Origin of the sequence: Paracoccus sp. TD-10, from assembly GCF_048270675.1 — a bacterium.
In the GTDB taxonomy this organism is placed as follows: Bacteria; Pseudomonadota; Alphaproteobacteria; order Rhodobacterales; family Rhodobacteraceae; genus Paracoccus; species Paracoccus pantotrophus.
Window position 1 is genome coordinate 1,673,633 of the sequence record NZ_CP182418.1, and the last position, 13,155, is coordinate 1,686,787.

The window sequence follows — 13,155 nt, forward strand, 5'->3', positions numbered from 1 at the left end:
GGCCTCAGTCGGTCAGGCGCAAGGCGCCGAAATCGGGCGGGGTGGACAGGTCGGGTCCGGCGCCGGGTGCGGACCGGGCCGGGCCCTCCTCCTGGCCGGACCCGGAGGCTTCCGGCGATCGCGACGACGCCCGCGGGTCCGGCACCGCGGCACCGGACATCGCCGCCCCGGTTCCGGGCGCCGCTTCGGGACCGGCCGATGCCTCGGGCCCTGGGGCGACGGCCGGCGACGGATGCGCGCTTCCGGCCGGCTGCGTCCCGGCGGAAACGGCAGGGGCCTCGGGCGCCGCTTGGCGCCGCGCCTCTGGCGCTGGCTCGGGCGGCGGGGCGGCGGGCAGCGGTGGGGGCGCAGTTGCGGCCGGTTCCGACCCTGCGGAAACGGCGGGCGCGGCGGGGGCCTCTGCGGCCGGTTGGGACAGCGCGTCGGCGGATGCCGCGTCCGGCCCGGGCGCGGGGGCCGGCATGGTACGTTCAGGGGCGCGTTCAGGGGCGCGGTCCAGCGCCGGCACCACCACCTGGCCGGGCGGCGGCACGGGGACCGGCGCCTCGGCTGCCGGATCGGGCAGGTCGACCGGATCGGCCTCGGGCAAGGCGATCTCGGGCGCGACGGGGCTTTCGGCGGGTGCAAGCGGGCGCAGCCCGGCCGGATCGGCGGGCGCCGGCGCAGGCTCGTCGGCCGGGCGCGGCGCCAGCGGGGCCGCGGCGGGGCGCGGCGCCCCGGCGGCAAGCGGCGCGGGGGCCTGCGGCTGCATATCGCTGGTGTTCGAGAACCCGGAACCCGCCGGGACGGACAGCGTCTCGGCCGCCGGGCCCTGGCCGGCGGCGGGTGCCTCGGGGCGCGGCGGCTGCGGCAGCGCCAGCGACAGCCCGACCAGCGCCGCGCCGCAGACCAGCGCGCCATGAACCAGACCCGTCGCGAACCCTCTTGCCATGCCCTTGCCCAGCCCCTGCCCCACATGCCGCGCCACATGCGCCCCAACGCGGTTTTTCTTGCCCTGCGCTCTTGACCCGCGGCAAGGCTTTAGCCCATCTATAGCCGCAGAATTTCCGGGGTTCACCCCCCAATGCAAGGCGCCCCAGCCGGAAGGCCCAGACCATGATCCTGCTCATCGACAATTACGACAGCTTCACCTGGAACCTCGTGCATTACATGGGCGAGGCCGGGGCCGAGGTCGTCGTGCGCCGCAACGACGCCCTGTCCGTCGACGAGGCGCTGGGGATGGGCGCGCAGGGCATCGTGATCTCGCCCGGCCCCTGCGATCCGGCCCATGCCGGGATCATCGTGCCGCTGATCCGCGCGGCGGCGGAAAAGGGCGTGCCGCTGTTCGGGGTCTGCCTGGGCCACCAGGCCATCGGCGAGGCCTTCGGCGGCAAGGTGGTGCGCGCCAGCCGCATCGTGCATGGCAAGACCGACGCCATCACCCATGACGGAACCGGCGTGTTCGCCGGCCTGCCCTCGCCGCTGACCGCGACGCGCTACCATTCGCTGACCGTGGAACCGGAAAGCCTGCCCGATTGCCTGCGCGTCACCGCCACCGCCGCCGACGGCACCATCATGGGGCTGATGCACCGGACCCTGCCGGTCGAGGGCGTGCAGTTCCATCCCGAAAGCATCGCCTCGGAATATGGCCACGACATGATCCGCAACTTCCTGCGCCGCTGCTCGAACCTGGACCGCGCCGCATGAGCGCGCCGACCGATATCCGCCCGCTGATCGGCCTGGCCGCCAGCCGGCCGCTGACCGGGACCGAGGCCGAGGCAGCCTTTTCCGCCCTGTTCGAGGGCGCCGCCACCCCCGCCCAGATCGGCGGCCTGCTGATGGCCATGCGCGTGCGCGGCGAGACGGTCGAGGAAATGGCTGCCGCCACCCGCGCCATGCGCGCGCGGATGAACCGCATCAAGGCCCCCGAGGGCGCCATGGACATCGTCGGCACCGGCGGCGACGGCAAGGGCACGCTGAACATCTCGACCGCCACCGCCTTCGTGGTCGCGGGCGCCGGCGTGCCGGTCGCCAAGCATGGCAACCGCAACCTGTCCTCGAAATCCGGCTCGGCCGATGCCATCACCCATCTGGGGCTGAACGTGATGGGCACCCCCGAGATCGCCGAGGCCGCGCTGGCCGCAACCGGCATCTGCTTCATGATGGCGCCGGTGCATCACCCCGCCATGCGCCATGTCGGTCCGGCGCGGGCTGAACTGGGCACCCGCACCATCTTCAACCTGCTGGGGCCGATGACCAATCCCGGCTCGGTCAAGCGGCAGCTGACGGGCACTTTCGACAAGGTCTGGAACCGGCCGATGGCCGAGACGCTGCGCGAACTGGGCTCGGAATGCGCCTGGCTGGTGCATGGCGGCGACGGCACCGACGAGATCTCGATCGCCGAGCCGACCTGGGTGGCGCAGCTCAAGGACGGCGAGATCACCGAGTTCCAGGTCTCGCCCGAGGATGCCGGCCTGCCGGTGCATCCGTTCGAGGCGATCCTGGGCGGCGATCCGGCGCAGAACGCCGCGGCGCTGCGGGCGCTGCTGGACGGCGCGCCGGGCGCCTATCGCGATGCCGTGCTGCTGAATGCCGCCGCCGCGCTGTTGATCGCCGGCAAGGCCGCATCGCTGCGCGAAGGGGCCGAGATCGCCCGCGATTCCATCGACAGCGGCAAGGCCAGGGCCAAGCTGGCCGCGCTGGCCGCCCAGGTCGGCGCGCCGGCCGAGCCCCATGGCTGAGCCCATCCCCGTTCCCGGCGCCTGGGCCGGCCTGCCGTTCTTTCGCCAGGACTGGCCGGCCATCGCGGCCCGGTTGCGGGACCGCGACTGGCTGCCCGGCCCCGCCCGCGTCTTCGCCGCGCTGGAGCTGACGCCGCCGGAGCAGGTCCGGGTGGTGATCCTGGGGCAAGACCCCTATCCCACGCCGGGCCATGCCAACGGGCTGGCCTTTTCGGTCACGCCGGAAACCGCGCTGCCGCGTTCGCTGCGAAACATCTATGCCGAGATGCGCGAGGATATCGGCGCCGCCCCCCCGAACGGCGACCTGAGCCATTGGGCGCGGCAGGGGGTGCTGCTTCTGAACACCGCGCTGTCCGTGCTGCCCGGCCAAGCCGGCGCCCATGCGAAATGGGGCTGGGAGAAGCTGGCGCGGCAGGCCGTCGCCCGCGCGCAGGCCGAGCGCCCGCTGACCTTCATCCTCTGGGGCGGCCACGCGCAAAAGGCGCTGGCCGGGCTGCCGCGTCCGCAGGATCTGGTGATCGAAAGCGCCCATCCCTCACCGCTATCGGCGCGGCGCGGCTTCTTCGGCTCGCGCCCCTTCGGCCGGGTCAACGACTGGCTGCGGTCGCGGGGCGAGCCGGTGATCGACTGGGCCCTTTCCGAAACCGCCGCCGCGGGGTAAACCGACGTCATGGATATTCTCGACCGCATCAAGGCCTACAAGCTGGAAGAAATCGCCGCCGCCAAGGCCGCCCGGCCGCTGTCGGGCATCGAGGCCGCGGCCCGCGAAGCCTCGCCCCCCCGCGGCTTTGCCCGCGCGCTGGCCGACAAGGCCGGGCAAGGCCATGCGCTGATCGCCGAGATCAAGAAGGCCAGCCCCTCCAAGGGGTTGATCCGACCGGATTTCGACCCGCCCTCGCTGGCCCGCGCCTATGAGGCCGGGGGGGCGGCCTGCCTTTCGGTGCTGACCGACGCCCCCAGCTTCCAGGGCGCGCCCGAATTCCTCACCGCCGCGCGCGATGCCTGCGCCCTGCCGGCGCTGCGCAAGGACTTCCTCTACGACACCTATCAGGTGGCCGAGGCCCGCGCCTGGGGTGCCGATTGCATCCTGATCATCATGGCCTCGGTCGACGACACCTTGGCCGCCGAGCTTGAGGATGCGGCCTTCCACTGGGGCATGGACGCGCTGGTCGAGGTGCATGACCGCGCCGAACTCGACCGCGCGCTACGCCTGAAGTCGCCGCTGATCGGGGTGAACAACCGCAACCTGAAGACCTTCGAGGTCAGCCTGGAGGTGACGCTGGACCTGGCGCCGCATGTGCCCGCGGATCGCGACCTGGTCTGCGAGAGCGGGCTGTTCACGCCTGCCGACCTGAACCGCATGGCCGGGGCCGGGGTCAGGCGCTTCCTGATCGGCGAAAGCCTGATGCGCCAGCCGGACGTGACCGGCGCCACCCGCCAGATCCTGGGTCTTGCCGCATGAGCCTGACGCATTTCGACGCCCAGGGCCAGGCGCATATGGTCGATGTCTCGGACAAGCCCGAGACCGCGCGCGAGGCGGTGGCCGAGGGCATGGTGATCATGGCCCCCGAAACGCTGGTGCTGGCGCAGGGCGGCGCGGCCAAGGGCGACGTGATGGGCGTGGCGCGGCTGGCCGGCATCATGGGCGCCAAGCGCACCGCCGAGCTGATCCCGCTGTGCCACCCGCTGCCGATCACCAAGGTCTCGGTCGATCTGGCGGCCGACCCCGCCCTGCCCGGCATCCGCGTCACCGCCACCGTTCGCACCGCCGGCAAGACCGGGGTCGAGATGGAGGCGCTGACCGCCGTCTCGACCGCCTGCCTGACCGTCTATGACATGCTCAAGGCCGCGCAGAAGGACATGCGGATCGAAGGCATCCGCCTGCTGTCCAAGACCGGCGGCAAATCCGGCCCGTTCCGCGCCGCACCCTGAAGGGGGAACCCATGATCAGCGTCGAAGAAGCCCGCGCCCGCGTCCTGGCCCTTGCACCCGCCCCCGAGCCAGAGCAGGTGGCGCTGGCCGAGGCGCTTGGCCGCGCGCTGCTGGCGCCCGCCGTGGCCCGGCTGACGCAGCCGCCCTTCGACGCCTCGGCCATGGACGGCTATGCGCTGCGCTCGGCCGACCTGCCCGGCCCCTTGCCGGTAATCGGCACCGCCGCCGCCGGCCAGCCCTATGCCGGCGAAACGCACCCCGGCAGCGCCATCCGCATCTTCACCGGCGCGCCGGTTCCCGGAGGCTACGACCGCGTGGTCATGCAGGAGCTGGTGGTGCGCGAAGGCGACCACATCACGGTGGCCGAGCCCGGCCACGGTCGTAATATCCGCGCCAAGGGCAATGATTTCGCACAAGGCTCCGAGTTTCTGCCGCGGCGCCCCTTGCGCCCCGCCGATCTGGCACTCATCGCGGCAATGAACGTGCCGCAGGTGACGGTCGCGCGCCGCCCGCGCGTCGCCGTCCTGGCCGGCGGCGACGAACTGGTTCCCCCCGGCTCCGAGCCTGCGCCGGGCCAGATCATCAGCTCGAACGACCTCGCCATCGCGGCATTGGCGCGCGAAGCCGGGGCCGATCCCGTCATCCTGCCGCTCGCCCGCGACACCGAACAAAGCCTGCGCGACCGCTTTGCCCAGGCCCAAGGGTGCGACCTGATCGTAACCATCGGCGGCGCCTCGGTGGGCGATCACGACCTGATCGGCAAGGTGGCGGCCGATCTCGGCATGGAGCGGGCCTTCTACAAGCTGGCCATGCGGCCGGGCAAGCCGCTGATGGCCGGGCGGATCGGCCTCGCCGCCATGCTGGGCCTGCCCGGAAACCCCGTTTCTGCCGTGGTTTGCGCGAAACTCTTCATGCAGCCGCTGATCCGGGCCATGCAGGGCCTGCCGGCGGGGCCCGAGCCCTTGCAGGCGACGCTCGCCCGCGACCTGCCGCCCGAGGGCGACCGGCAGCACTATCTGCGCGCCCGCCTCGCCCCCGGCGAGACACTGCCCCGGATCGAGCCCTTCGGCGACCAGGATTCCGCCCGGCTCTGGCTTCTGGCCGAGGCCGACGCGCTGCTGATCCGTCCCGCACACGACCCGGCACGCCGGGCCGGCGAGCGCATGGGCTACCTGCCGCTCTAGCCCGGTTAACCGGAAATTTACCCGAATCGCCATAACGATTGACGCATGGGACGGGGCGCGCTAGAACATTCGATGAACATGATGGCGGCCGCAGCAGATCGGGGGCAGAGCATGCTGACGAAGAAACAGATCCAGCTTCTTGAATTCATTCAGGCGCGGATGGCTCGCGACGGGGTGCCGCCGTCCTTCGACGAAATGAAGCTCGCGCTGGACCTGCGCTCGAAATCGGGAATACATCGCCTCGTGACCGCCCTTGAAGAACGCGGGTTCATCCGCCGCCTGCCGCATCGCGCCCGCGCGCTGGAAATCGTCCGCCTGCCCGACAGCCTCAGCAAGGGTCCGGGCTTCCAGCCCCGCGTGATCGAAGGGGTGGTTCCCGACCGTCCCGCTCCCCTGCCGCGCGGCGCCATGGACGTCTCCGTCTCGGCCATCGAATTGCCGGTGATGGGCCGCATCGCCGCCGGCGTCCCGATCGAGGCGATCTCGGAAATCTCACATCACATCGCCGTGCCCGGCTCGATGCTCTCGGGCCAGGATCGTCATTACGCGCTTGAGGTGCGCGGCGATTCGATGATCGAGGCCGGGATCAACGACGGCGACGTGGTGGTGATCCGCGAACAGGACGCGGCCGAAAACGGCGATATCGTGGTGGCGCTGATCGAGGGTTTCGAAGCCACGCTGAAACGTTATCGCCGCAAGGGGGGCATGATCGCGCTGGAAGCCGCAAACCCGGCTTACGAAACCCGCATGCTGCCCGAGGACAAGGTCCGGATCCAGGGCCGGCTGGTGGGGCTGATCCGCAGCTATTAGGCGGCGACCACCGTTCACTTGCGCGGCACAGATCGCCGGGCGGCGTTGCGGGTCTCGGCCGGCTGGGATAACCATGGGCCAAAGGCGACAGGTCAAGGATAATCCATGCGCGCACTGACGTTCCGCATCTTCGCTCTGGCCATGCTGCTTGCGCTGCCGGCGCAGGCCTTCGACACCACGGCCCGTGCAGCCTGGGTCTATGACGTGGCGACCGGCACCGTGCTGATGGAAAAGAACGCCGACGAGCCGTTGCCGCCGGCCTCCATGTCCAAGCTGATGACCCTGAACATGCTGTTCGAGGCACTGCACGACGGTCGGGTGGCGATGGACACGACCTTTCCCGTCTCGACCAAGGCCTGGCAGATGGGTGGGTCGAAGATGTTCGTCGAACCGGCAGATCGGCCGACGGTCGAGGATCTGATCCACGGCATCATCATCAATTCGGGCAATGATGCCTGCGTCGTCGTGGCCGAGGGGCTGGCCGGGACCGAAGAAGCCTTTGCCCGGCTGATGAACGAGCGCGCCCGGCAGCTGGGCATGACGAACTCGCATTTCGTCAACGCCTCGGGCTGGCCGGATCCCCAGCACCGGATGTCGATGCACGACCTGGGCCTGCTCGCCACCCGGCTGATCACCGAGTTCCCGGAACTCTACAAGAACTTCGCCCTTACCGAATACAACTACAAGGGGCGGGTGCCCTCGAATGCGGGCAACCGCAACCCCTTGCTGCGGCTTGGAACCGGCGACTGGAAGGCCGACGGGCTGAAGACCGGGCACACGCAGGAGGCGGGCTACGGGCTTGTCGGCTCGGCCGTACAGGGCGACCGGCGCATCGTCTTCGTCATCACCGGCCTGCCCAGTGAAAAGGCCCGCGCCGAGGAATCCGAGCAGATCGTGAACTGGGCCTATCGCCAGTTCACCATGCGCACCATCATCCCCAAGGACGAGATCGTGGTCCAGGCCCCGGTCTGGCTGGGCGACAAGAGCCGCGTCGGACTGACCACCAAGGACGGGGTCCGGGTGCTGATCCCCGCCGGCTCGCATGCGGGCGTCAAGGCCGAAGCTGTCTTCAACGGCCCCATCGAAGCCCCCATCGCCCAAGGCGACCGGCTGGGCGAACTGATCGTGGACATTCCCGGCGCCGGACAATCGCGCCTGCCGCTGTTCGCAGCCAGCAACGTCGCCCGGACCGGCGTGCTGGGCCGCATGCAAAGCGCAGCCTTCCGCCTGGGCGAAAGGGCCGTCCAGGCGATGCGCAACTGACGCCGCAGCCACCCATGTTCATCAGTTTCGAGGGCATCGACGGATCGGGAAAATCCACCCAGGCGCGGCGGCTGGCACAGGCGCTGAACGCGCGCGGCACCGAGACGCTGCTGACGCGCGAACCCGGCGGCAGCCTGGGCGCCGAGGAGATCCGCCGCCTGCTGGTCGAGGGCGCGGGCGAACGCTGGTCCCCCGAAACCGAGCTGCTGCTGTTCACCGCCGCCCGCCGCGACCATGTTGAGCGGCTGATCCGACCGGCGCTGGACCGCGGCGCCTGGATCGTGACCGACCGTTTCGCCGATTCCAGCCGAGTCTACCAGGGCCTCGCCCGCGCCGAGCTGCGCCAGCTGGTCGAAGAGTTGCACCGGCTGACCATCGGCATCGAGCCCGACCGCACCTTCATCATCGACATCGACCCGGCGGTGGCGCTGGCCCGCGGCCAGGCCCGCGGCGGGGCCGAGGACCGGTTCGAGACGCTGGGCCTGGGCTTCCAGCAGAAGCTGCGCGCGGGCTTCCTGGCGCTGGCTGCCGAGGCGCCCGAACGCATCCGGGTGATCGACGGCCGCGGCAGCGAGGACGAGGTCGCCGCCCGCGTACTGGCCGCCCTGACATGAGCCGGCCCGGCATCAGCGACGAGCCGCTGCCCGAACCCGACCGCGTGCCGGGCGCGCCCCATCCCCGCGAGGCGGCGCGCATCATCGGCCAGGACGCCGCGGTCGCGGATTTCCTGGCCGCCGCCCAGGCGCATCGGCTGCACCATGCCTGGCTGATCTCGGGGCCACGCGGCACCGGCAAGGCGACGCTGGCCTGGACCATCGCCAAATGGCTGCTGAGCGGTGCCGCGTCGCCCGACCTGACCACGCCGCAGGACGATCCCACCGTCCGCCGCATCCGCGCGCTGTCCGAGCCGCGGCTGCACCTGGTCCGGCGCCCGGTGGATGAAAAGACCCTGCGCCTGCGCGCCGAGATCACCGTGGACGAGGTCCGCCGCCTGCAGGGCTTCTTCCACATGAGCGCGGCCGAGGGCGGGCGGCGCATCGCCATCATCGACGCCGCGGACGAAATGAACCAGGCCGCCGCCAATGCGCTGCTGAAGCTGCTGGAAGAACCGCCGCAGGAAGCGACGCTGCTGCTGGTCGCGCATCAGCCGGCGCGGCTTTTGCCGACCATCCGCTCGCGCTGCCGCGAGTTGCGGCTGCAGCCGCTGAGCCCCGAGGACATGGGCCGGGTTCTGCACGACCTCGGCCTTGACCATGACGCGGCCCGGCTGGCGGCGCTGTCCGGCGGCTCGATCGGCGAGGCGCTGCGGCTGGCCGGGCAGGACGGGCTGGCGCTTTACCAGCGCATCGCCGGGCTGTTCGCCGATTATCCGCGCATGGACCGCCGCGCCGCCGCCGCCCTGGCCGAACTGGCGGCGGGACGCGCGGGGGCCGAGGGCGATCCCTTCGACCTGGTCGTAACCCTTCTCGACCGTTTTCTGACTCGCGCCGCGCGCACCGGCCTCTTGGGCGCCCCCCTGCCCGAGGCGGCCGAGGGCGAGGCCGAGGTGCTGAGCCGCATCGCCCCCGATCCGGCGGTGGCACGGCTTTGGGCGGCCGCCCAGGCCGAGCTGTCAGCGCGGGCCCGCGCCGGGCGGGCGGTCAACCTTGACCCTTCCGCGCTGGTGTTGGATATGCTGGTCGGGCTTGCGAACCAGCCCGCCGTCTGACGGAAACCAACCATGCCCGAACCCGATCTTCCCATCCTGGTGGACAGCCATTGCCACCTGGACTTCCCCGATTTCGAGGGCGAACAGACCGAACTGGTCGCGCGCGCCCATGCGGCGGGCGTGACCCGCATGGTGACCATCTGCACCCGGCTGCGCAACGAACCCGCCGTGCGCGCCATCGCCGAAACCCATCCCGGCGTGTTCTATGCCGCCGGCACCCATCCGATGCATGCCGCCGAAGAGCCGCTGGCCACGGTCGAGGAGCTGGTCGCCCTGTCGCGCCATCCGCGTTTCGTCGGCATCGGCGAGACCGGGCTCGACTATCACTACACCGCCGACAGCGCCGCGGTGCAGGCCGAAAGCCTCCGCATCCATATCGAGGCCGCGCGCCGCACCGGCCTGCCGCTGATCGTCCATTCGCGCGACGCGGACGAGGACATGGCCCGCATCCTGACCGAGGAACATCGGGCCGGCGCCTTCACCGGCGTCATGCATTGCTATACCAGCGGGCGGGACCTGGCGCGGGCGGCGCTGGACCTGGGCTTCTACCTGTCCATGTCCGGCATCGCGGCCTTCCCGCGCAGCACCTCGATCCGCGAGATCTTTGCCGCCGCGCCCGCCGACCGCATCCTGGTCGAGACCGATGCGCCCTATCTCGCCCCGCCGCCGCATCGCGGCAAGCGCAACGAGCCGGCCTTCGTCGCCCATACCGCCAAGGTCGGCGCCGAGCTGCTGGGCATGACCGAGCATGAATTCGCCAGCCTCACCACGCTGAACTTCGAGCGGCTGTTTCGCAAGGCCGCGGCATGATCCGCGCCACCGTCCTGGGCTGCGGCTCTTCGGGCGGCGTGCCTCGGCTGGGCAATCGCTGGGGCGAATGCGATCCGGCCAATCCGCGCAACCGCCGCCGCCGCTGCGCGCTTCTGGTCGAGCGCCATGGCCATGACGGGGTGACGCGGCTGCTGATCGACACCGGGCCCGACCTGGTGCCGCAGCTGCTGGATGCCGATGTCGCCGAGCTGGATGCGGTCGCCTATACCCATGCCCATGCCGACCATATCCACGGCATCGACGACCTGCGGCAGATCGTCTTCAACATGCGCCGCCGGATGCCGGTCTGGGCCGACCAGCCGACCGCGGCGGCGCTGAAGACCCGCTTCGGCTATATCTTCGAAACGCCGCCGGGTTCCTCCTATCCACCAATCTGCGATTTGCAGCCGATCCGCGGCCCCTTCGCCATCGAGGGCGCGGGGGGCAGCATCGAGCTGGCGCCTTTCGAGGTCAACCACGGCGACATGAACGCGCTCGGCTTCCGCATCGGCGGGGTCGAGCAGAGCCTGGTCTACCTGCCCGACGTGCTGGCGATTCCCGAGGAAGCCTGGCCGGTGATCACGGGTTGCGAGGTGTTCATCTGCGACGCGCTGCGACGCATCCCGCATCCCAGCCACGCCCATCTGGCGCTGACGCTGGAATGGATCGCCCGCTCGGGCTGCGCGCGCGGCGTTCTGACCAACATGCATGTCGACCTGGATTACGACGCCGTCATGCGCGAGACGCCCGAAAACGTCGTGCCCGCCCATGACGGCATGCGGATCGAGCTGATATGACCGCGCTTTTCGACGTCATCCTGCCGGTGTTCCTGGTGGTTGGCTTCGGCTACCTGGTCTGCTGGCGCAGATGGCTGACCGAGGTGGCGGTCGATGGTGTCATGCGCTTTGCGCAGAACTTCGCATTGCCAGTACTGCTGTTCGGCGCCATCGCCCGGCTGGACCTGGGGGCGAATTACAACCCACTGTTGCTCTTGGCCTTTTACAGCGGCGCGCTTTTGTCCTTTGCGCTGGGAACCGGCCTGTCCTTTTACTGGCTGAGGCGGCCGATCGAGGACGCCATCGCCATCGGCTTCGTCTGCCTGTTCTCGAACTCGCTGCTGCTGGGCGTGCCGATCACCGAACGCGCCTATGGCCCCGAGGCGATGCTGGGCAACTTTACCATCATCTCGGTGCATTCGCCGCTGCTTTACACCTTCGGCATCACCGCGATGGAATTCGCCCGGGCGCGGGGCCAGAACCTGTCCGTGGGCGGGGTGGCGCTGCGGGCGCTGTCGGGCGTGCTGCACACGCCGCTGGTCATCGGCATCCTCGGCGGCTTTGCCATGAATCTGCTGACCCAGGCCGGGCTGGTCATGCCCGAGGGCTTCTGGGCCGCTGTCCGGATGATGTCCAGCGCCGCGCTGCCGGCGGCGCTGTTCGGGCTGGGCGGCGTGCTCTATCGCTACCGCCCCGAGGGCGAGGCGCGGGCCATCGCGATGTGCTGCTGCATCTCGCTGCTGCTGCATCCGGCCGTGACCTTCGGCCTGGGCCGGATCTTCGCGCTGAACCTGGCCGAAATGCGCTCGGCCGTGGTGACGGCCGCCATGCCGCCGGGGGTCAATGCCTATCTCTTCGCCGCGCTTTACGGGGTGGCCAAGCGCGTCTCGGCCTCGGCGGTGCTGGTGGCGACGGGGCTGTCGATGCTGACGGTCTGGTTCTGGCTTGCCGCCCTGCCCTGATGCGCAAACGCCGCCCCCAAGGGCGGCGTCCGCCCTCACCTCGGCGTCAGGCCGCGCAGCCGTTCGGATCTTCGCCGCAGCAACTCGACGGTTGTGAGCAGCGCGATGGAAAAGATCACCAGCAGCGTCGCCACGGCAAGGATGGCGGGCGAGATCTGCTCGCGGATGCCGTTCCACATCTGGCGCGGGATGGTCTGCTGGTCCGGCCCGGCGATGAACAGCACCGCCACCACCTCGTCGAAGGAGGTCACGAAGGCGAACAGCGCCCCCGAGATCACGCCAGGCAGGATCAACGGCATGGTGATGCGGAAGAAGGTGGTGCGCGGGTTCGCCCCCAGGCTGGCCGCCGCACGGTTCAGCGACTGGTCGAAGCCGATCAGCGTCGCCGTCACCGTGATGATCACGAAGGGAATGCCCAGCGTGGCATGGGCCAGGATCACCCCCAGATAGGTACCGGCCAGCCGGCCGCATTCCGGGTTCAGGCCAATCCAGGTCAGGGGCTCGCAGGGGTTCGAGTAGAAGAAGAACATCCCCGTCGCGGTGATGATGATCGGCACGATCATGGGCGAGATCAGCATCGCCATGATCGCGCGGCGATAGGGCATCTCGGGCCGCGACAGCCCCAGCGCCGCCAGCGTGCCCAGCACGGTGGCGAGGATGGTCGAGAAGAAGCCGATGATGATCGAGCTTTTCGCCGCGTTCACCCATTTCGCGTTCCGCCAGGCATCCGCCCACCAGCTGAGGTCGCGCGGCGCGTCCGGCCGCGCCATGCCGAAGGTCAGCAGGCTGTCGTACCAGCGCAGCGAATAGCCGTCGGGGTCGAAGGACAGCATCCGGTCGGTGAAGGTGAAATAGGGCTCGACGTTGAAGCTCAGCGGGATGATCACCACGATGGGCGCGATCAGGAAGAAGAAGATCGCGCCGCAGATCGCCAGATAGGTGTAGTGCCAGACCTTCTCCAGCGGCGATGCGTAGGTTGGAAGCGCCATG

General features: G+C 70.2%; 15 protein-coding genes. 13 read left to right on the forward strand and 2 right to left on the reverse strand.

The features are described 5' to 3' along the window. Window positions 1–4: 4 nt before the first annotated feature. The gene (locus ACNKFW_RS08290; protein ID WP_244314575.1) at window positions 5–931 is read right to left on the reverse strand and encodes a hypothetical protein; all 927 of its coding nucleotides are present in this window, start codon (window positions 929–931) and stop codon (window positions 5–7) included. Window positions 932–1,095: 164 nt separating this feature from the next. On the opposite strand from ACNKFW_RS08290, the gene ACNKFW_RS08295 reads away from it, so the two are divergent. From ACNKFW_RS08295 to ACNKFW_RS08355, 13 genes are all read left to right on the forward strand, one after another. Beyond that, complete coding sequence (locus ACNKFW_RS08295; protein WP_024844973.1) at window positions 1,096–1,686, forward strand: anthranilate synthase component II; 591 nt, start codon at window positions 1,096–1,098, stop codon at window positions 1,684–1,686. Beyond that, window positions 1,683–2,720 carry an anthranilate phosphoribosyltransferase gene (trpD, locus tag ACNKFW_RS08300; protein ID WP_024844972.1) on the forward strand — a complete coding sequence of 346 codons (1,038 nt, stop codon included), beginning with the start codon at window positions 1,683–1,685 and terminating at the stop codon, window positions 2,718–2,720. The genes ACNKFW_RS08295 and trpD overlap by 4 nt, the downstream gene beginning before the upstream one ends. Continuing rightward, the gene (locus ACNKFW_RS08305) at window positions 2,713–3,381 is read left to right on the forward strand and encodes a uracil-DNA glycosylase (RefSeq protein WP_147428136.1); all 669 of its coding nucleotides are present in this window, start codon (window positions 2,713–2,715) and stop codon (window positions 3,379–3,381) included. Before trpD ends, ACNKFW_RS08305 begins: the two co-directional genes overlap by 8 nt. Before the next feature lie 9 nt (window positions 3,382–3,390). Continuing rightward, window positions 3,391–4,182, forward strand: a complete 792-nt coding sequence (gene trpC / locus ACNKFW_RS08310; protein ID WP_147428137.1) for an indole-3-glycerol phosphate synthase TrpC — start codon at window positions 3,391–3,393, stop codon at window positions 4,180–4,182. Then, entirely contained in the window at window positions 4,179–4,652 is a 474-nt protein-coding gene (gene moaC, locus ACNKFW_RS08315; RefSeq protein WP_024844969.1) for a cyclic pyranopterin monophosphate synthase MoaC, read from the forward strand. Before trpC ends, moaC begins: the two co-directional genes overlap by 4 nt. 11 nt (window positions 4,653–4,663) lie before the next feature. Beyond that, window positions 4,664–5,836 carry a gephyrin-like molybdotransferase Glp gene (glp, locus tag ACNKFW_RS08320; protein ID WP_418024122.1) on the forward strand — a complete coding sequence of 391 codons (1,173 nt, stop codon included), beginning with the start codon at window positions 4,664–4,666 and terminating at the stop codon, window positions 5,834–5,836. A 111-nt stretch (window positions 5,837–5,947) separates the two neighbouring features. After that, on the forward strand, window positions 5,948–6,646 hold the full coding sequence (gene lexA, locus ACNKFW_RS08325) for a transcriptional repressor LexA (protein ID WP_024844967.1): 699 nt from the start codon (window positions 5,948–5,950) through the stop codon (window positions 6,644–6,646). Window positions 6,647–6,751: 105 nt separating this feature from the next. Then, window positions 6,752–7,909, forward strand: a complete 1,158-nt coding sequence (locus ACNKFW_RS08330; RefSeq protein ID WP_147428139.1) for a D-alanyl-D-alanine carboxypeptidase family protein — start codon at window positions 6,752–6,754, stop codon at window positions 7,907–7,909. 14 nt (window positions 7,910–7,923) lie between these two features. After that, window positions 7,924–8,523: a dTMP kinase gene (gene tmk, locus ACNKFW_RS08335; RefSeq protein ID WP_024844965.1), complete on the forward strand. Its 600-nt coding sequence runs from the start codon at window positions 7,924–7,926 to the stop codon at window positions 8,521–8,523. An 11-nt stretch (window positions 8,524–8,534) separates the two neighbouring features. Next, window positions 8,535–9,617, forward strand: coding sequence for a DNA polymerase III subunit delta' (locus tag ACNKFW_RS08340; protein ID WP_167521810.1), 1,083 nt, complete (start codon window positions 8,535–8,537; stop codon window positions 9,615–9,617). Window positions 9,618–9,629: 12 nt separating this feature from the next. After that, window positions 9,630–10,427 (forward strand): TatD family hydrolase, encoded by a 798-nt coding sequence (locus tag ACNKFW_RS08345; protein WP_147428141.1) that lies wholly within the window; start codon window positions 9,630–9,632, stop codon window positions 10,425–10,427. Next, on the forward strand, window positions 10,424–11,224 hold the full coding sequence (locus ACNKFW_RS08350; RefSeq protein WP_024844962.1) for an MBL fold metallo-hydrolase: 801 nt from the start codon (window positions 10,424–10,426) through the stop codon (window positions 11,222–11,224). Before ACNKFW_RS08345 ends, ACNKFW_RS08350 begins: the two co-directional genes overlap by 4 nt. Then, the gene (locus tag ACNKFW_RS08355) at window positions 11,221–12,165 is read left to right on the forward strand and encodes an AEC family transporter (protein ID WP_147428142.1); all 945 of its coding nucleotides are present in this window, start codon (window positions 11,221–11,223) and stop codon (window positions 12,163–12,165) included. Before ACNKFW_RS08350 ends, ACNKFW_RS08355 begins: the two co-directional genes overlap by 4 nt. Window positions 12,166–12,200: 35 nt before the next feature. Here the strand turns inward: ACNKFW_RS08355 and ACNKFW_RS08360 are convergent, their stop codons facing one another. Further along, a complete protein-coding gene (locus ACNKFW_RS08360; RefSeq protein WP_024844960.1) occupies window positions 12,201–13,154 on the reverse strand; it encodes an ABC transporter permease in 954 nt (317 codons plus the stop codon). Window position 13,155 lies beyond the last annotated feature (1 nt).